20 protein-coding genes and 2 pseudogenes are annotated in these 18,250 nt (G+C 60.5%); 14 read left to right on the top strand and 8 right to left on the bottom strand.

From position 1 onward, the window contains the following. Positions 1–41: 41 nt before the first annotated feature. From RBB80_RS18230 to RBB80_RS18205, 6 genes and pseudogenes are all read left to right on the top strand, one after another. Positions 42–629 (top strand): annotated as a pseudogene (locus tag RBB80_RS18230) (phosphoglucomutase, alpha-D-glucose phosphate-specific); the annotation flags it as partial. After that, positions 626–1,396, top strand: coding sequence for a hypothetical protein (locus RBB80_RS18225; RefSeq protein ID WP_433963896.1), 771 nt, complete (start codon positions 626–628; stop codon positions 1,394–1,396). The pseudogene RBB80_RS18230 and the gene RBB80_RS18225, both read left to right, overlap by 4 nt. 114 nt (positions 1,397–1,510) lie before the next feature. Continuing rightward, positions 1,511–3,205, top strand: coding sequence for a hypothetical protein (locus RBB80_RS18220; protein ID WP_433963895.1), 1,695 nt, complete (start codon positions 1,511–1,513; stop codon positions 3,203–3,205). A gap of 312 nt (positions 3,206–3,517) precedes the next feature. Next, entirely contained in the window at positions 3,518–5,851 is a 2,334-nt protein-coding gene (locus tag RBB80_RS18215; protein ID WP_433963894.1) for a TonB-dependent receptor, read from the top strand. Between the two features lie 298 nt (positions 5,852–6,149). Continuing rightward, positions 6,150–6,530: an HPF/RaiA family ribosome-associated protein gene (locus tag RBB80_RS18210; RefSeq protein ID WP_433963893.1), complete on the top strand. Its 381-nt coding sequence runs from the start codon at positions 6,150–6,152 to the stop codon at positions 6,528–6,530. A gap of 237 nt (positions 6,531–6,767) precedes the next feature. After that, positions 6,768–8,209 (top strand): annotated as a pseudogene (locus tag RBB80_RS18205) (alginate lyase family protein). Here RBB80_RS18205 and eda read toward each other — a convergent pair. The 7 genes from eda to RBB80_RS18170 all read right to left on the bottom strand — a co-directional run bounded on the left by eda (position 8,145) and on the right by RBB80_RS18170 (position 12,521). Continuing rightward, positions 8,145–8,801, bottom strand: a complete 657-nt coding sequence (gene eda / locus RBB80_RS18200; RefSeq protein WP_433963892.1) for a bifunctional 4-hydroxy-2-oxoglutarate aldolase/2-dehydro-3-deoxy-phosphogluconate aldolase — start codon at positions 8,799–8,801, stop codon at positions 8,145–8,147. The pseudogene RBB80_RS18205 and the gene eda overlap by 65 nt on opposite strands. 20 nt (positions 8,802–8,821) lie before the next feature. After that, positions 8,822–9,136, bottom strand: a complete 315-nt coding sequence (locus RBB80_RS18195) for a PfkB family carbohydrate kinase (protein WP_433963891.1) — start codon at positions 9,134–9,136, stop codon at positions 8,822–8,824. After that, complete coding sequence (locus RBB80_RS18190; RefSeq protein WP_433963890.1) at positions 9,133–9,921, bottom strand: hypothetical protein; 789 nt, start codon at positions 9,919–9,921, stop codon at positions 9,133–9,135. Before RBB80_RS18190 ends, RBB80_RS18195 begins: the two co-directional genes overlap by 4 nt. Next, complete coding sequence (locus tag RBB80_RS18185; protein ID WP_433963889.1) at positions 9,918–10,064, bottom strand: hypothetical protein; 147 nt, start codon at positions 10,062–10,064, stop codon at positions 9,918–9,920. Before RBB80_RS18185 ends, RBB80_RS18190 begins: the two co-directional genes overlap by 4 nt. A gap of 142 nt (positions 10,065–10,206) precedes the next feature. After that, a complete protein-coding gene (locus tag RBB80_RS18180; RefSeq protein ID WP_433963888.1) occupies positions 10,207–11,166 on the bottom strand; it encodes an IS5 family transposase in 960 nt (319 codons plus the stop codon). Positions 11,167–11,198: 32 nt separating this feature from the next. Beyond that, a complete protein-coding gene (gene kduI, locus RBB80_RS18175; protein WP_433963887.1) occupies positions 11,199–11,915 on the bottom strand; it encodes a 5-dehydro-4-deoxy-D-glucuronate isomerase in 717 nt (238 codons plus the stop codon). A gap of 69 nt (positions 11,916–11,984) precedes the next feature. Further along, the gene (locus RBB80_RS18170) at positions 11,985–12,521 is read right to left on the bottom strand and encodes a hypothetical protein (protein WP_433963886.1); all 537 of its coding nucleotides are present in this window, start codon (positions 12,519–12,521) and stop codon (positions 11,985–11,987) included. A gap of 105 nt (positions 12,522–12,626) precedes the next feature. On the opposite strand from RBB80_RS18170, the gene RBB80_RS18165 reads away from it, so the two are divergent. The 6 genes from RBB80_RS18165 to RBB80_RS18140 all read left to right on the top strand — a co-directional run bounded on the left by RBB80_RS18165 (position 12,627) and on the right by RBB80_RS18140 (position 16,707). Then, on the top strand, positions 12,627–13,412 hold the full coding sequence (locus RBB80_RS18165; protein WP_433963885.1) for a glucose 1-dehydrogenase: 786 nt from the start codon (positions 12,627–12,629) through the stop codon (positions 13,410–13,412). 52 nt (positions 13,413–13,464) lie between these two features. After that, positions 13,465–13,662, top strand: coding sequence for a DUF1771 domain-containing protein (locus RBB80_RS18160; RefSeq protein ID WP_433963884.1), 198 nt, complete (start codon positions 13,465–13,467; stop codon positions 13,660–13,662). Positions 13,663–13,737: 75 nt separating this feature from the next. Beyond that, positions 13,738–14,358 (top strand): Ldh family oxidoreductase, encoded by a 621-nt coding sequence (locus RBB80_RS18155; protein WP_433963883.1) that lies wholly within the window; start codon positions 13,738–13,740, stop codon positions 14,356–14,358. Then, on the top strand, positions 14,265–14,750 hold the full coding sequence (locus tag RBB80_RS18150; RefSeq protein ID WP_433963882.1) for an Ldh family oxidoreductase: 486 nt from the start codon (positions 14,265–14,267) through the stop codon (positions 14,748–14,750). Before RBB80_RS18155 ends, RBB80_RS18150 begins: the two co-directional genes overlap by 94 nt. A 140-nt stretch (positions 14,751–14,890) precedes the next feature. Next, positions 14,891–16,531, top strand: coding sequence for an ABC transporter ATP-binding protein (locus RBB80_RS18145; protein ID WP_433963881.1), 1,641 nt, complete (start codon positions 14,891–14,893; stop codon positions 16,529–16,531). Then, positions 16,417–16,707: a hypothetical protein gene (locus tag RBB80_RS18140; RefSeq protein WP_433969739.1), complete on the top strand. Its 291-nt coding sequence runs from the start codon at positions 16,417–16,419 to the stop codon at positions 16,705–16,707. Before RBB80_RS18145 ends, RBB80_RS18140 begins: the two co-directional genes overlap by 115 nt. A 15-nt stretch (positions 16,708–16,722) precedes the next feature. Here the strand turns inward: RBB80_RS18140 and RBB80_RS18135 are convergent, their stop codons facing one another. Continuing rightward, on the bottom strand, positions 16,723–17,076 hold the full coding sequence (locus tag RBB80_RS18135) for a hypothetical protein (RefSeq protein WP_433963880.1): 354 nt from the start codon (positions 17,074–17,076) through the stop codon (positions 16,723–16,725). Between the two features lie 56 nt (positions 17,077–17,132). Here RBB80_RS18135 and RBB80_RS18130 point away from each other — a divergent pair, with 56 nt between their 5' ends. After that, positions 17,133–17,951 (top strand): hypothetical protein, encoded by an 819-nt coding sequence (locus RBB80_RS18130; RefSeq protein WP_433963879.1) that lies wholly within the window; start codon positions 17,133–17,135, stop codon positions 17,949–17,951. Beyond that, entirely contained in the window at positions 17,933–18,250 is a 318-nt protein-coding gene (locus RBB80_RS18125; RefSeq protein WP_433963878.1) for a hypothetical protein, read from the top strand. Before RBB80_RS18130 ends, RBB80_RS18125 begins: the two co-directional genes overlap by 19 nt.

Below are 18,250 nucleotides of genomic sequence, written 5' to 3'. Positions count from 1 at the left end.
TCCTCGCCCAGGACACCCACGCCCTCTCCGAGCCCGCCTTCGCCACCGCCCTCGAGGTCCTCGCCGCCAACAACATCCACGTCATGGTCGACACCGACCTCGCCTACACCCCCACCCCCGCCCTCTCCCACGCCGTCCTCACCTACAACGCGCAGCACAAAGATCATCAGTCCGACGGCATCGTCATCACCCCCTCCCACAACCCACCCGAGGACGGCGGCTTCAAGTACAACCCACCCAACGGCGGCCCCGCCGACACCACCGCCACCAAGTGGATCGAGAACCGCGCCAACGACATCATCGCCGCCGGCCTCACCGCCGTAAAGCGCATCCCCTACACCCAGGCCCTCAACGCCTCCACCACCCACCGCCACGACTACATCTCCTCCTACGTCGACGACCTCGCCAACGTCATCGACTTCGAAGTCCTCGCCGGAACCACCCTCAAGCTCGCCGTAGACCCGCTAGGCGGAGCAGGCGTCCACTACTGGCCCCGCATCGCCGATAAGTATCACCTGCCGTTACAAATCATCAACCCCAACGTAGACGGCACCTTCCGCTTCATGACCACGGACTGGGACGGCCGCATCCGCATGGACTGCTCCTCCCCTACGCCATGGCCAGCATGATCGCCAACAAAGAAAAATACGACGTAGCCTTCGCCGCCGACACCGACCACGACCGCCACGGCATCGTCACCCGCACCACCGGCCTGCTCAACCCCAATCACTATCTCGCCGTCTGCATTCAATACCTCTTCACCAACCGCCCCCAGTGGTCAGCGAAAGTCGGCATAGGCAAAACCCTAGTCTCCTCCAGCATCATCGACCGCGTAGCCAAAGGCCTCAACCGCCCCATGTTAGAAGTGCCAGTGGGTTTCAAGTGGTTCGTCGACGGACTCATCGACGGCACCCTCGGCTTCGTCGGAGAAGAGTCCGCCGGAGCCACCTTCCTCCGCCGCAACGGCCAGGTCTGGACCACTGACAAGGACGGCCTCATCCCCGGCCTCCTCTCCGCCGAGATGACCGCCCGCACCGGCAAAGACCCCGGCCAGCTCTACGCCGAACTCACCGCCAGGTACGGCAACCCCGTCTACGAACGCATCGACGCCGCAGCTACCAAAGATCAAAAAGCCAAGCTAGCCAAACTCTCCCCCGCGCAGGTCACCGCGAAAACACTAGCCGGTGAACCCATCACCGCCATCCTCACCGAAGCCCCCGGCAATCACGCCGCCATCGGCGGCCTCAAGGTCACCACCGAAGACGGCTGGTTCGCCGCCCGCCCCTCCGGCACCGAAGACGTCTACAAGATCTACGCCGAAAGCTTCAAAGGCAGAGACCACCTCAAACAAATCCAGACCGAAGCCCAATCTCTCGTGACCGCCGCAATCTCGTGACCTACGCGCCCTTGCCCCACTGAACCCGCCGAACCGCAATTCACGAATCGCTAACATCAACCGACTAGAGTCTTCGTATCAGAATAAGCAAATCTCACTGATCCGGAGACACGAATGACTTCCCCCTTCACCAAAACAGGCAAGACAGGCTCTTGGCCTCTTCTCGCAAAAAGCCTCGCAGCCCTGTCCCTGAGCACCCTCGCCGCCAGCATTCCTGCCAGCGCACAGGACCACGACCGCGACGCTGATATTCACTTCTACCCCGGAAATCTCGTTGTCTCTCGCAGCGTCTACGACAACAACCCAAACAACGTGAAGGTAGGCGCCCTGCTCCCGCCAAACTGCGCCAAAACCACCGTCCCCTGCGTTGCCGCAACCAACGACGGCACCTTCCCCTTCGTCTTCAACAACGTCCTGGCCGATGGCAGCTTCGGCATCACTTCCAAGGTCTATCTCGACCAGATCACCCCCTTCGGCATCCTCCTCGACAGCCTCGAAGTGCCCAACAGCACCCAGCGCAACGTCCGTTCCGAGAGCAATCAGCTCGTCACCAGCTTCAGCTCGAAGTCTGAAGAAGCTCTCAACCTCTCCACCGACGGCAAGCTGCTCACCTTCATCGACTACGTCGCCCCCGTCAACACCATCGACGTCTCCAACTCCAACACCCCCGGCGTCATCGATCCCACCAACCCCGTCGGCGTCGCCTACTATCGTGCCGTCGCCACCGTCAACCGCTCCGGCAAGTTCACCTTCACCGAAACCAACGCCTACAGCGGCAACAACGGCCGCGCCGCCATCTTCAACAACACCAACGGAGCGAACTTCTTCTACACCTCCGGCAACGCGGGCAATGGCAGCAACCCCCAGCCCAACGGTGTAGTCCTCGGCGCCGGAGCCCAGATCATCGATCCTTCCAACGCCCCCGAGAGCTTTCAGACCCCCGGCACGCCCACCCCTGTCGCCAGCTTCTCCGTCACCCTGCTCGGCGACAAGGCCGACAAGATCGGCAAGGACGACAACTTCCGCGGCCTGACCGTCTTCAACAACGTCCTCTATCTCACCAAAGGCAGCGGAGGCAACGGCGTCAACACCGTCTACTTCGTCGACACCACAGGCACCGCATGCCCCAACGGCGTAGGCGTTCCCGCCGTCGGAGCAACCCTCCCCATCTCGCCCCTCGCCTTCGACCCAACCAAGCTCCAAACCTCCGGCCTGCCCAGCAACATGTGCATCCTCGCCGGCTTCCCCACCGCCCTGGCCAAAACCGCGAACCCACTCGCCTTTCCCTTCGGCATCTGGTTCGCCAACGCTGACACCCTCTACGTAGCCGACGAAGGCGACGGCTTCGCCAGCGACACCACCCTCTACACCCATGCCGCCGCGCAGACCACCGCAGGCATCCAGAAGTGGATCTTCAACTCCTCCACCAAAACCTGGAGCCGCGCCTACACCCTGCAGACCGGCCTCGAACTCGGCGTCCCCTACACCGTCAACCGATACCCCACCGGCAACAACTCCGCCACCAGCCTTCCCTGGTCGCCAGCCACCGACGGCGTCCGTAATCTCACCGGCAAAGTCGGCGACGACGGCAAAGTCACCCTCTACGCCATCACCTCCACCGTCAGCGGAAGCGGAGATCAGGGCGCCGATCCCAACCGCCTCGTAGCCGTCACCGACGATCTATCCAACACCGACGCCACCAGGGCCGCCAAGGAGAAGTTCACCATCGTCCGTAAAGCCGACTTCGCCGAGGTTCTTCGCGGCGTCTCCTTCACCCCCGGCACACGGCCGGATCACGATCGCTGGTAGTCGCACTTCACCCGAAACACCTGTCCAACCCCACAACGCATCGCGGCGGAGGTCCATCTCCCGTCGCGATGCGTTCGTGTTTAGACAATAAAGACTCAACCCCCTGCTTCCAGAACACAGCGAACCCAAGTCCCGGCTCAATAGGCGCATCGCGCTTGTTATCGCCAGGCAACAATTGAGACGCCCGGTCCCGTGGATGTCCGTCGATTTGGTTTTTACCCTCGACCCCGGCCAGCCCCGACGCATATCCTCGGGTTAGGAATGGCTCTCACGGCTAGCCTGTTACGTCTATCCAACTCGCGGTCCACCAGTATGCCTATCCGTCGAATTCTAGCTACGTTGGTCTCGCTGTTTCTGCTCGATCTCACCTGGCCCATGCTCGCTCAAGTGAACACCGGTGAGCTTCGCCTCAAAGTGACAGACCCAACCGGGCTAGGCATCAGCGCCGACATCACGATCTCCAGCAGCGTCACCCAATATCGCACCTCACTCCCGACCAGCAACACAGGCGAAGTTGACATCAAGATCCTGCCCTATGGCATCTATCTCGTACGCGCGGAAAGCCAGGGTTTTACGGCGACCACCGAAACAGTAGAAGTGAGATCGGCGCTCCCTTCCGAGCACACCGTCAAGCTCAACATCGAGACCGTAAATACATCGGTGCAGGTGAGCGACGTCGCACCCCTGGTCGATCCCCATCGTCCGTCATCGGTCATGCAGATCGGCGCGAAGCAGATTCAGGATCGCGAGGCCTCCCTGCCCGGCAGGTCCGTGCAGGACCTGGTCGACACGCAACCCGGCTGGCTCTACGAGGGGAACGCCGTTCTCCATCCACGAGGCTCCGAGTACCAGACCCAGTTCGTCATCGACGGCATCCCCCTCACCGACAACCGCTCCCCCAGCTTCGGCCCCGAGATCGGCGCCGACGATCTCGACTCCATCAGCATCCTTACCGCCGGCTTCCCCGCTGAGTACGGACGCAAGCTGGGCGGCATCGTCGAACTCAACACGCGCCGCCAAACCGCCGACGGCCTCCACGGACAAGTAGTCCTCTCCGGAGGCAGCTATGACACCGGAGCCGCCTACGCGCAACTGCAGGATGTACACGGCAGAAACACCTTCGGCGCAACCGCCTCCGGCAGCATGTCCGCGCACTATCTAAATCCCGTCGTGCCCGAAAACTACACCAACCGCGGAACCACCGGAGACTTCTCCGCCCACTACGAACGCGACCTGACCCAAAATGACCGCCTGCGCATGAGCGTCCGCCACGAACTCTCTCGCTTCGAGATTCCGAATGAACTCGTTCAGCAGCAGGCCGGCCAGCTACAGACCGGCGACAACTTTGAAACCATGGGCACAGTTCACTACCAGCACATCTTCTCGCCCAACAGCCTGGGCACGCTCGCGGGAATGGTGCGCGACAACGCGAACAATCTCAATTCAAACCTTTACTCGACTCCGATCCTCCCGTTTCAGCACAATTACTTCCGCGAAGGCTTCTTCAAAGCCACCTACTCCCTGCGCCACGGCCATCACGAACTCAAAGCCGGGGTCGAATCCGACAACGCCTTTCTGCACGAAAACTTCAGCTATCTCATCACCGACTCCACGCAATTCGACGACAACACTCCTCCAAGCCTCGCCTTCACCGGTCACCGGTCCGACCTTGAGCAATCCGCCTTCGTCGAAGACCTGATTCGCCTCGGCGAATGGACGATAAGCGCTGGCCTGCGATGGGACCACTATCAACTCCTCCTCAACCAGAACGCCTTCAGCCCCCGCATCTCTATCGGCCGTTACCTGCCCTCGCTCAACATGGTGCTGCACGCCTCCTACGACCGCATCTTCCAAACTCCGTCGTTTGAGAACATCCTCATCTCCAGTTCGCCGCAGATCGACGCGCTCAACAATAACTTCCTTCGCCTGCCCGTCCAGCCTTCCCGCGGAAACTATTACGAAGGCGGCCTCAGCCAGGCCTTCGCCCAGCACATGAGCATCGACATCAACGTCTTCCGGCGCAACGTCACCAACTTTGCCGACGACGATCAGCTGCTCAACACCGGCGTCAGTTATCCCATCTCTTTCAACAAAGCGATCGTCTACGGGGCGGAAGGCAAGCTCTCTCTCGTTCATCTCGGAAATCTCTCCGGCTATGCGAGCTACTCCTACATGGTGGCCAACGTCTGGTTCCCGGTCACCGGAGGACTCTTCCTCGGCGATGACGCAGCCGCTGCCGTCGCTCAGACCACCGGACACTTTCCCGCATCGCAGGACCAGCGCAACACACTCCGCACGCGCTTTCGGTATCAGGTCCTCCCCCACCTCTGGTTCGCCGCAGGCCTGAGCTACGGCTCTGGTCTGCCTTTCCAATTCGCCGGCGACCAGGCCGATGCCCTCGCCCAGTACGGCCCGCAGGTAATCAGCCGCATCAACTTCGACCGTGGTCGCATCCTGCCCATGCTCGCCATCGATGCCACCTTGGGTGCGGACCTCTATAAGAGTGACCGAATGACCATGCGCTTTCAGGCCGATGGCAGTAATCTGAACGACCGCCTCAACGTCATCGACTTCGGTGGCCTCTTCTCCGGTAACGCGATCGCCCCCGCCCGAAGCTACACACTCCGCCTCACCACGAATTTCTAAGCGTCCTTTCGGTGGCAGGAATAATGGAGCATCGGGAACGCCGCCATGCGCAGCGTCCTCTGAGATTCACTGCATCAACCTGTCATCCCGAGCGGAGCCAAAGGATCTGCGGTTTGGTTCGGCTGGCAATCATACGCTCCATGCCAACGTCCTGAACTTCCCAGAGCAGCCCCCGAAACCACCTCGCAACTCTCCAAAAGTTTTACACAGTCTTCCAGGCAAACCCTCAAAAAACTCGGCCACTTCGGCACACCATGCTGCGTCTAATCTCGCAGGTAAGAGAGAAGGAGCTTAACGAATGCAGATTCAGATCAGCAGCGATAAAAACATCTCCATGCACAAAAAACTCTCCAACTTGATCGAATCCGATCTTCAACGCATCCTGAACCGATTCAAACACCAACTCACTCGTATTGAAGTCCATCTCAGCGACGAAAACGGAGACAAATCAGGAGCGCAGGACAAACGCTGCCGCCTCGAAGTCCGTCACAAACATCACCAGGCACTCACCGTAACCAACGACTCCTCCGACATTCCAACCGCTGTCACAGGTGCCGCTGCCAAAATGCAACGACTTCTGGTAAGCACCTTTGGTCGGATCGAAGACAAAAACCGCTCCCTGACCACCAGAACAAGCGGACAGGGTCAAAATCTGGTCCTCAAGCCGGAACCCATCTAAATCTTGTCAAGCCCCCAAACCTCAAATCCCCGCGCCAGATAAGGACTTCCACTTGGCGCATTAGTTTCCACCAACAAGCTAGAATAGAAGCAGACCAGTAGAAAGCCCCGGGACACAAGACGGGGCTTTTCTACTGCGGCTATCTCATTGATTATAAGTATTTTGTGCGCAAGTCATTTATTTTCAATATTTTGTACCCGGCACCCTGCTGCAAATCATTGATAAAAAGCGACTTTCGTGCAAGATACCCTTGGGGGTACCCCGAGGCGTTGTTCGCAACCTCGTGGTACCCTTGCCGCCGAAGGGCTTCCAACACCATGGCCGTCACCCGCCGCACCTTCTGCTCCCGAGCCGCCACCCTCCTCCTCTCCCCCAGACTCCTCCGCGCCCAGGCCCAGGCCTCCTCCACCGTCCAGACCCCCCGACCCAGACCGGCCCGAACCAGACCGGCCCAATCCAGACCAAACCCACCGCCCGCCCAGACGTAGCCGCCATCGACCACGACCGCACCCTCGCCCTCGCCGCCCGCTATCTCACACAACCTCCCGTCCCACTCACCACGCTCCCCTCCCCCGCAGCCCCGGCACCCCAAACGACTTCTACTCCGAACCCGAAGACTACTTCCCCGACCCCGCCAACCCCACCGCACCCTGGGCCCAACACACCGACGGCACCCCAAACCCCGACGCCTTCACCGCCCACCGCGACGCCCTGCTCAACCTCAGCCTCTACGTCCCCGCCCTCACCGCCGCATTCCTCCTCACCAGCGACCCACGCTACGCCCAGCAAGCCGCCGCCCACCTCCGAGCCTGGTTCATCACCCCCGCCACCAGCATGACCCCCAGCCTCCAATACGCCCAGACCATCCCCCCTCAAAAAACGGACGCCTCGAAGGCATCGTCGAAGCAGTCCATCTCGCCGAGGTCGTCCAATCCCTCCCCTTCCTCATCAACTCCGAGGCCCTCACCACAGAAGAACTCACCGCCCTCACCAAGTGGTTCACCGACTACTTCGACTGGCTCAACACCTCACGCCTCGCCGGACTCGCCCGGGACAACAAGAGCCATCACGGAACCTCCTGGCTCCTTCAAGCCTCCGCCATCGCTCACCTCACTGAGCTAGCCGACGACCGCCCCCTCACCACACTCCGCCACCAGTACAAAACCTCCACCCTCCGCGCCCAGATCGTCGCCGACGGCACCTTCCCCCACGAACTCACCACACCAAACCCCTACCGCAACAGCCTCTTCAACCTCGACATGCTCGCCGCCATCTGCCTCCTCCTCTCCTCCCGCTTCGAGAGCGTCTGGGAGTACGAGCTGCAAGACGGCCCCGGCATGCACACCGTCATCGCCCGCCTCTATCCCTACATCCTCAACCGTGGCACCTGGCCGTACCGAGCCGACGCAGCCTACTTCACTGCTCTCCCCATCCGGCCCCCCAGCCTCCTCTTCGCCGCCCGCGCCTACGATCGCCCCGAGTACGCCGCCCTCTGGAAGACCCTCCCCCCGACCCGCCCAACACTGAACTCCAGCACACCTTCCCCATCCGCCAGCCCCTCCTCTGGATCACCCGCCCAAAGCCCTGGCTACCCCCCGGCACCCCTCGAAAAAACTAACCCTTCTGCTTCAAACGAAACGCCCGCACAATCTCCAGATACTTCCGCGCGATCTCGGTAATCACCTCGGGCCTTCCATCCGAGATCATCTTCGCCGCCACCAGATCCGAGCCCACACCAAGCGCAAACGCACCAGCCTCCAGAAACTCCGCAGCTGTTCCTAACATCACACCGCCAGTAGGAATCATCTCGATATGCGGCAACGGCCCTTTGAGCGAAGCAAGGTACTTCGGCCCGCCCATCGCACCCGCCGGAAAGACCTTCACCACATCCGCCCCCGCCTGCCACGCAGTCAAAATCTCCGTCGGAGTCAGCGCTCCCGGCAACACCGCCACCGAATACCGATGACACATCTCGATCGTCGCCACATTCAGCGCCGGGCTCACCACAAACTGCGCCCCCTCCAGAATGCACATCCGCGCCGTCTCCGCATCGAGCACCGTCCCCGCCCCTATCAGGATCTCCGGCCTCTGCTCCGCCAGCCGGCGCATCACCTGAATCGCCCCCGGCACCGTCATTGTCACCTCGAGCACCGTCACCCCACCTGCAGCAATCGCATCCGCCAGCGCCATCGCCTGATCGACTGAATCCGCCCGCAGCACCGGCACCAGCCCAATCTCCCGCAACTCCCGAAGTACCGCAGCCTTCTCCATAGCTCTCCTCAATCTCAGCCCTACCGATGCACCCCGGCCGCCCCACCCGCCATCAACCGCTCCACCTCACCCAGCGTCGCCATCGAACTATCCCCCGGAGTCGTCATCGCCAGAGCTCCATGCGCCACTCCGCAATCAAGCGCCCACTGCATTCCCTTCGCATCCAACAATCCGTAAATCAAACCGGCGGCAAAGGAATCCCCACCCCCAACACGGTCGAATACCTCAAGGTCATCCAATCGAATACTCTCGTAAACTTTTCCTTCGACATAACCAAAAGCCGCCCAGTCATTCCGGTTCGCGGTCTTTGGCCTCCGCGTAGTTGTAGCGATCACACTGAGATTTCCGAACTCCTGGCACACCCGAGCTGCCATCTCCCCATAGCTCTCATAGCTATGCCACGGCGCGCCATGCGAAGCGTCGCACAACACCGCCGCCAAATCCCCTCATGTCCAAACATCACATCGACAAACGGAGCAAGCATCCGATTCACATCGCTCGCCCCCTGCCGCCCACCGGCACTCTTCCACAGCGACGGCCGATAGTTACAGTCATACGACACAACCACCCCATGCCGCTTCGCCGCCACCATCGCCTCTCGAGCAACAGCAGGAGCCTCCGCCGACAGCGCACACATCACGCCGCCCGTGTGGAACCAGCGCACTCCTTCTCCACCAAAGATCTCATCCCAATTAACCTGCCCAACCTGAAGCTGAGAGATCGGAGTATGTCCTCGATCCATCATCCCCATAGCGCCGCGCAATCCAAACCCACGCTCCAGAAAGTAGATTCCATTACGCGCTTCACGCCCGATCCCGTCATACTCCACCCAACGCAGATGCGATAGATCGACGCCGCCTTGCAACATCAGATCTTCCAACAGCCGCCCCACCGGATTATCCGCAAGCGCCGTCACAATCGACGTCCGTTGCCCAAAGCATCGACGCAACCCCCGCGCCACGTTGTATTCGCCACCGCCCTCCCACACATGAAAGTTTCGTGCTCCCGCAATCCGTTCTTCGCCCGGATCAAACCGCAGCAACACTTCGCCGAGACTCACCAGGTCCCATCTACATTCGCTCGCTGCACGAATCGTCAAACCAGCCGAGGTGTCACTCATCGGAGGTCCGCGATCGTGACGGCGTCCATATCGTCGTAAGCCTGGTTCTCCCCGCCCATCCCCCAACAGAACGCATAGTTCTTAGTCCCAACTCCAGCATGAATCGACCACCCCGGCGACACCACCACTTCCTTATCCGCCACCACTAGGGAACCTCTGCGTAGGCGTCTGACTTTCTGGGGTCAGGGAGTGGGCATGGAAGATGCGCGGGTTTTGGTTGGTTTGATGCTGTTGGAGGGCTAATTGGAACGCGCATCCGCCCGTTTTCCGGGGCTTCCAGGCGCACTACTGCCCAAGGACTGCCAGACGTTTGCGGTGCAGGTACAGGTTCACCAGCGCGAAGTTCGCGCACAGGCGGTGATGGTTCTTCGCGATGCCTCTGTATCTCACTTTGTCGAAGCCGAAGATGCGCTTCAGGATCCGGAACGGATGTTCTACCTTGGCCCGCACCCTCGACTTACTCCGGTTCTTCTTTTTCTGTAACTCGTCGACATAGTTTTTGAACTTCGTCCGCTTGCAGGTCATGTCCTGTGCCTTCGGAGCGGCCTCTTGGATGGCGTCGGTCTGGCCCTGATAGCCGCCGTCGCCCCACACCTTACGCTCTTGGCCGTGCAGCAGTTCCGGTAACATGTGGCAGTCCGCCACGCTGGCTGCGCTCGTCGCCACAGAGTGGACGATGCCCTCCCTCGCGTCCACGCCGATATGCGCCTTCAGGCCGAAGTACCACTGGTTGCCCTTCCTGGTCTGGTGCATCGCCGGGTCGCGCTCGCCACTCGCGTTCTGGGTCGACGAAGGCGCATGCAGGATGGTCGCATCGACAATCGTGCCCGTCGCGATCCGGATGCCCCTGGCATCCAGATGCACGTTCACCGCATCCAGCATCAACCCGCCCAGCTCGTGCCTCTCCAGCAGATGACGGAACCGCAGGATGGTCGTCTCATCCGGCGCAGGCGCAATCCCAAGGTCCACGCCAACGAACCGCCGCAGCGCCGCAGACTCGTACAACGCCTCTTCCACCCCAGGGTCCGACAGATTGAACCACTGCTGCACAAAGTAAGTCCGCAGCATGATCGCCAACCCTACCGGCTGCCCTCCCTTGCCCGCCTTCGCATAGTGCGGTCGTACCAGGGCTTCCAGCGCAGACCATGGAACCACCTGCTCCATCTCGTCCAGAAACAACTCCCGCCGACTCTTCCGCCCGTACTTCTCAAACACACCCTGACTCGACAGACTCTGCTGCTTCATCGCAATCTCCTCGCAGCTATCAGATTAATCAATCAGGCAAGCGATGCAGAACTTGTGCAGACTCTCCCTAGATGACTCGTAGCATCAGGAGGTCCCATCAAATGCAGTACCCGATGCGCAGGATCCACATCGAAGTAAAAATACACCTCACTCCGTCTCATATGCGTATGCGGAGGCATAGTATTCCAGTTACTCCCTGGCTCCAACAAAGTAAAACCCATCACTAACTGGCAGCTATTAATTCCATCCTTATAAATAGCTTTGTAAATAGTCCGCTTGTTGCAAGTCTCCGCCGCCCCCAGCTGCAGCCCCTGAAGATCAGCGAACTTCGCCATCGCAGTCGGATACTCCGCGTGAGCCGGGTAACTCAATAAATAAAAATAAGCCGGATCATTCACATTCTTACTCGAGAAAGTAACCACTCTGCTTCCTCGACCTACATACAAGCAGTCCAGCTTGCCTACCTCAAAGCTCTTTCCATCCACTACAACCAAACCCGCTCCGCCTACATTCAAAACTCCAAGCTCACGCCTTTCCAGAAAATACTCCGCGCGCAGCTCTGGCTCCGTCTCAAGTGTCAACTCCTCGCTAACAGGAACCGCCGAACCAATCACAGTCCGGTCAAGATCCACATAAGCAAATTCGATCTCTCCAACTTCGAACATTCCCTCCAGCAGAAAGGTCTCGCGCAACTCCTCGGTGTTCATCAACCCATAGCGCACCGCATCTGCCATCTGATAAAGCCGCATTCCTATCTCCTGTCTCAATCGAATCTAATATAAAGTCCCTCGCGTTCTCTATTGAGCGCGCCGCGCCAGCTATCTCGCGGCGACACTTCCTTCTACCGGCTTCTGCACTTTGATGACGAAGATAGTAATGGTCTGTCCCGGAGCTTCGATCGCCTGATGCGGCGTCCCCGCCGTGATGTGCAGAATATCTCCCTTATGCAGCGAATGAGCCGTCGCACCCTCAAGACGCGCTCCCCGAGTCTCTCCATCTTCCCCTTCCTTAGGATCGACCACAGTCCCGCCAGTCAGTTCCGTTCCCTCGCCGTCCACAACAATCAGAAAGTCCGAAAAATTCGCATGCACCTCGGCGCCACCGCTCTTCGCCCGTGCCGTAATCATCGTGTAATGTCCCGGATACTTCGCCAGCGTAGCGCCAGAGCTTCCACTGGCGCTCGCCTTCGCCTTCTCAAGCTGTTCCGCCCCCTGGGCCGCGATATCCTTCGGCGACAGTAGATTCACCAACCCGATCTGCGCCTGCGTCGTCGCTCCCGGCGTCACTGCCTGCGACCACCCCAACGACGCTCCGCTCATCAACACCATCGCCGCCCAGTTCCTCATCAACCGCATATAGTTCTCTCCTCGAACAATCACCCAACCATACGAAACCATTTCTCTTCCAGTCAACATCGACAGCAGTTGTCTCAACAAGACCCTCCGCGTACATTGACCATAATGCCAATCACCTCAGCACACATCTTCGAGAGCTTCCGCCTCACCAACAAAGTAGCCCTGGTCACCGGCTCCGCCAGCGGTCTCGGCGCAGCCATTGCCATCGCACTCTCGCAAGCAGGAGCCGCTGTCGCCTGCCACGGCAATCGCCGAGCCGCCACCGAGACCGCCGAAGCCATAGGCAAAAACGCCGCAGCCTTTCGCGCCGATCTCTCCTCAACCAACAGTGCCGAAGATCTCTTCACCCAGGTTAAACAGAGGTTCGGACGGGTCGACATCCTCATCAACAACGCCGGAACCATCCTCCGCGCCGCTGCCGAAGAGGTCACTCTAGAGGACTGGCAACAGGTCCTTCAGGTCAATCTCACCAGCGTCTTTCAACTCTCTCAACTCGCCGCGCGCGACATGATCCCGCGCGGCGGCCTCGGCACAAACTGCGGCAAAATCGTCAACATCGCCTCCCTCCTCAGCTTTCAGGGAGGCATTCGCGTACCCGCCTACGCCGCCAGCAAAGGCGGAGTCGCCCAACTCACCAAGGCGCTCGCCAACGAGTGGGCCCCCAAAGGCATTCAGGTCAACGCCATCGCACCCGGCTACTTCGCCACCACCAATACCGAAGCCCTCCAGGCCGACGAAGCCCGCAACCGCCAGATCCTCGAGCGCATCCCTGCCGCACGCTGGGGTCAACCCGAAGACATCGCCGGCGCAGCCCTCTACCTCAGCTCTCCCGCCAGCAACTACGTCACCGGCACCGTCCTCACCGTGGACGGCGGATGGATGGGCAGATAGTATCTGCCTCGCCGTAACGCAAACACGCATCCAACAAATCAAGGAGCACATCATGCCGCAGAGTCCGCACGACCGCGCCGCCGAGTATCACAACAAAGCAGCCCACGCCCACCAGGCCGCAGCAACTGCGCACGGCAAAGGCGATCACCTTACCGCTCACGAACTATCCAAACAAGCCCACGAGCACTCCACCAAGGCCCTCGAGCACTCGAAAGAGGCTGCCGACCACGCCGCATCCAGCAAAAACTAAGCGCCTGATGCGTCGCCGAATTCTCCGCCATCTTTCATCGACTTAGACAAGCTAGACAAGCTCTAAACTAGAGCCATGCTCCGAGTCCCGTTCGACCAACTCCACGCGGCTCTCCGTCGCGCCATGCAGCAACTCGGCCTCACCGAAGACCGCGCCGCCCTATGCGCCCGTCTCTTCGCCGAAACCACACGCGACGGCGTATACACCCACGGCCTCAATCGATTTCCCCGCTTCGTTGAAACCATCCGCAACGGCAGTATCGACATCCATGCCGAACCCACCAAAACCACCGGCGTCGGAGCCATCGAGCGCTGGGAAGGCCATCGCGGCGTGGGCAATCTAAACGCCCACGCGTCCATGCAACGAGCCATCGCTCTCGCAACACAACACGGCATAGGAGCAGTAGCCCTCGCCAACACCAACCACTGGATGCGCGGCGGAACCTACGGCTGGCAGGCCGCCGAACAGGGCCTCTTCGCCATCTGCTGGACCAACACACTCGCCAACCTCCCTGCCTGGGGAGCCACCACACCCACCCTCGGCAATAACCCTCTCGTCATCGCAGTTCCCGCCCCGGCGGTCACATCGTACTCGACATGGCAATGTCGCAGTTCTCCTACGGCACGCTCGCCGCCTACAGCAAACTCGGAAAACCACTTCCCGTTGACGGCGGCTTCGACACCGCAGGCAATCTAACCCGCGACGCCTCAGCCATCGAGCATTCGCAACGCGCCCTCCCTGTCGGCTGCTGGAAAGGCTCCGGACTCTCGCTCGTCCTCGATATGCTCGCCGCCATGCTCTCCGGTGGCCTCGCAACCCATCAGATTCCGCGCGACCCCATCCGCGAGTCCGGCCTCTCCCAGGTCTTCCTCGCCATCGACCCCGCCGCCGTCGCCGATCCTCAGGAACTCTCCCACATCGCCGAAGGCGTCCTCCACTCGCTCCAACAGGCGACGCCAGCCGACCCCGGCAAACCCATCCGCTACCCCGGCGAACAGACCCTGCAACTCCGCGAGGAGAACACGCGCCTCGGCGTCCCGGTCGATCCAGAAATCTGGCACAACCTAAACGCCTCCCAACTTTCCTGACCACAGGCAAACGACCTCCGTCTCAGTCACTTGCCCCCGTTCCATATCCAACACCTGATAGCTTTACTGCATCCATTAAACGCAGCCTCTACTTCTATGTGACTCTTCCTTTCTCTTTGCAGTCTCACTTTAGGAGCGATTTGAAAGACCTTGTGAATGCTGAGAGTCCATGGCGTGACCGGATCAGCGCCCTTCGAAATATGCCAGCCGTCCTGCGCATCCTCTGGGAGTCAGGCCGTGCCGTCGTCACATGGGGGCTCTTCCTTCGGCTGATCGTCGCCACTCTTCCGTTTGGTATCGCGAAGATCGCCGCCTACATCCTGAATGACATCGCCGAGGTCATCCGCGGCCACGCTCTTGCCCCCAACTTCTGGAAGCTCGTCATCGCCGAGGTCGTTCTCAACGTCTCCCTCGGCCTAATCACTCGAGCCATCGACTACGCCGACTCGCTCCTTGCCAACCGCTACACCCAGTACGTCAGCGTTCGAGTCATGGAGCAGGCCGCGCGTCTCGACCTCACCACCTACGAAGATCCCGTCTTCTACGATCGCCTCGAGCGCGCCCGCGTACAGGCCACCGATCGCCTCGCAATGATCCAACAGCTCGGCCGGCTGGTCACCCAGATCATCACCACCCTGTCATTTTCAGCGGCATTGGCCTTCGCCTCTCCGTGGCTGGTTCTTCTACTCGCACTCGGCGTTCTTCCGTCGTTCCTCGGCGAAACCCACTACGCCTTCCTCGGTTACGCCAAAAACTTCCGCCAGACCCCCGCCAAACGTCAGATGGACTACCTCCGGCAAGTCGCCGGCAGCCGAGATGGCGCGAAAGAAGTAAAACTCTTCGGCCTGAACAAGTTCTTCACCAACCGATTTCAAGCCCTGGCCGATCAGATCTACCTCGAAGACGTCACGCTATCCCGATCCAAACTCATCGTCGGTGGATTGCTCGGCGTCATAGGCACACTCGGCTACTACGGAGCTTATGTCTACGTCATCTGGCGCACCCTGCACGGCGCCTACAACATCGGACAATTCGGATTCCTCACGACCGCCATCCAGCAGGCCAGCTCCAACCTCCAGCAGGTCTTCTCCACCGCCTCCGGAATCGCCGACCAGGCTCTCTTCCTCACTGACCTCATCGCCTTCTTCGATATGAAGCCAACCGTCCTATCCAAACCCGACGGCCTTCCCGCCCCGGTAAAAATTCAAAGCGGCTTCGAGTTCCGCAACGTCTCCTTCACCTACCCCGGCACCAACCGAACCGTCCTCAAGAACTTCAACCTCACGCTATCCCCGGGCGAAAGAATCGCCCTCATAGGCGAAAACGGCCAGGGAAAGACCACCGTCGTCAAGCTCATCACCCGTCTCTACGACCCCACCGAAGGACAGATCCTACTCGACGGCATCGACCTTCGCGAGTACGCCCTCGAAGACCTGCACCGCAACATCGGAGTCATCTTCCAGGACTTCATGCGCTTCGAGATGACCGCGCGCGAAAACATCGCCGTAGGCCGCGTCGATCAGCCCCATCAGGACAGCGACATCCAGATCGCCGCCCACAAAAGCCTCGCCGACACAGTCGTCACAAAGCTCGCCGGCGGCTACGATCAGATGCTCGGACGCCGCTTCGAAGGCGGTGTCGAACTCTCCGGGGAGAGTGGCAGAAGATTGCCCTCGCCCGCGCCTATCTCCGCGACGCTCAGCTCCTCATCCTCGACGAGCCTACCGCCGCCCTCGACGCTCGCAGCGAACTCCAGGTCTTCGAGCGCTTCGCAGAACTGACCCTCGGCAAGATGGCTCTACTGATCTCGCACCGCTTCTCCACCGTACGTATGGCTGATCGCATCGTCGTCCTCTCCGGCGGCCGGCTGATCGAAGAAGGCAACCACCAACAGCTCATAGACAAAAATGGGCTTTATGCGAGCATGTTTGAGATGCAGGCCGCAAGCTACAGGTAACCTCCGTCCCGCATCTCACCCAGTCAGCACCCGCGGATAAGTCAGCACCAGCGGATAAGTCAGCACAAGCAGATAATCGCAGTCAGCACCCGCCGCGGCGGGAAAATGGTTTGAGAAAGGCTCCATGGCACCGTCTTCAGAGAATCCTGTCACCGCAGAACACGCTCTGCCACCCACTGCTCCGGCACTGGAGATGCCGACTGCGGGTCTTCCCGAAAAACCCTCTGTCTCAGACGCAGAGCTGAGAGAGCGCGCCGATGCCATGAGCCGCCAGTGGGAGATGGTGCCGGCCAGCACAAAATCCGACGGGCTCTCGAAGCGGCTCGAAAGCCTCAAGCAGCGGCTTACCGAGGTCCTTCGCACATGCAAAAACCGCCTCCATCCACGAACTCACCCCGGAGCTCGAACTCCTCGAAAGCACTCGCATGCTGGAGTCCGCCCTCATCGCAGGAGACAACACAGCTGAAACCTTCGCCTCTCTTCCCCACGTCCGAGTCGACAAAGAAAGCGAGTTGCCACGAGCGATCAACCTCACCGAGGGATATCTAGTCGCAGCCCGCGGCATCTGGTCCGACGAGTCCCTCACCGTCTATGTCCAGCGAGCCCAGCAACGCGACGCGCTCCTGCTCGAAGAGATTACAGTCCTCCCCCAGGCCCTTAAGCTCGCCCAGCTCGAATACATCCTCGACCGCGCCGAAGAGGCCTTCGCGGCCGGCCCGCTGCCACCCATCGAGCAGTCTCCCTTCTCCGCAATCCTCCACAGCATGCGCCGCCTCAATCAGTTCGAATGGCGCAACGTCCTCGAACCGCTCATTGCCTTCGATTCCATCCTCCGCCAGGATCCCGCCTCCGTCTTCGCGCGCATGGAGGACGAAACCCGCCACAACTATCACATGCGGGTTGCTGAACTCGCTCACTACGCCGACGCCAGCGAGGTCGAAACCGCGCAGATCGCCCTCAACCTGGCACGCGAAGCCGCAGCAACCTCCGACCCCGATCCTCGCCTCGCCCTCAGAACAAGACACATCGGCTACTACCTCTTCGCCGAAGGCCTGCCCACGCTGAGCCAGCGCATCGGGTACCACCCCCGCCCATCGAACAGATCCGCCGCTTTCTCCGCCGCTACAACGAAGACTTCTACATCCTCGGCATCTTCACGCTCTCCTGTCTTCTCATCGTCGCCATCATCGCTCCGTTGGTTCCCCATCACGCCTTCTGGCCGGTCATGGGAGCACTCCTGCTAGCGCTCCTTCCCGCAACCCAGGGCGGTGTAGACCTCATCAACAACACAATCTCCGCGCTCATGCACGCGGAGGCGCTCCCGAAGATCGACCTCTCCAAAGGCGTCCCCGACGACGCCATCACCCTCGTCGTCGTCCCCACCCTCCTGCTCAACGAGATCCAGGTCCGCGAACTCTTCGACGAACTCGAAGCTCGCTACCTCTCCAACCAGGACCCCAACATCCACTTCGGCCTCCTCACCGATCTCCCCGACACCAAGGCCCGCCCCCTCGACGATGACTCCAACCCCTCGCCGCACTAG

Origin of the sequence: Tunturiibacter gelidiferens, from assembly GCF_051013345.1 — a bacterium.
Classification (GTDB): domain Bacteria; phylum Acidobacteriota; class Terriglobia; order Terriglobales; family Acidobacteriaceae; genus Edaphobacter; species Edaphobacter gelidiferens_A.
This window is presented reverse-complemented; position numbering and strand designations above follow the sequence as displayed.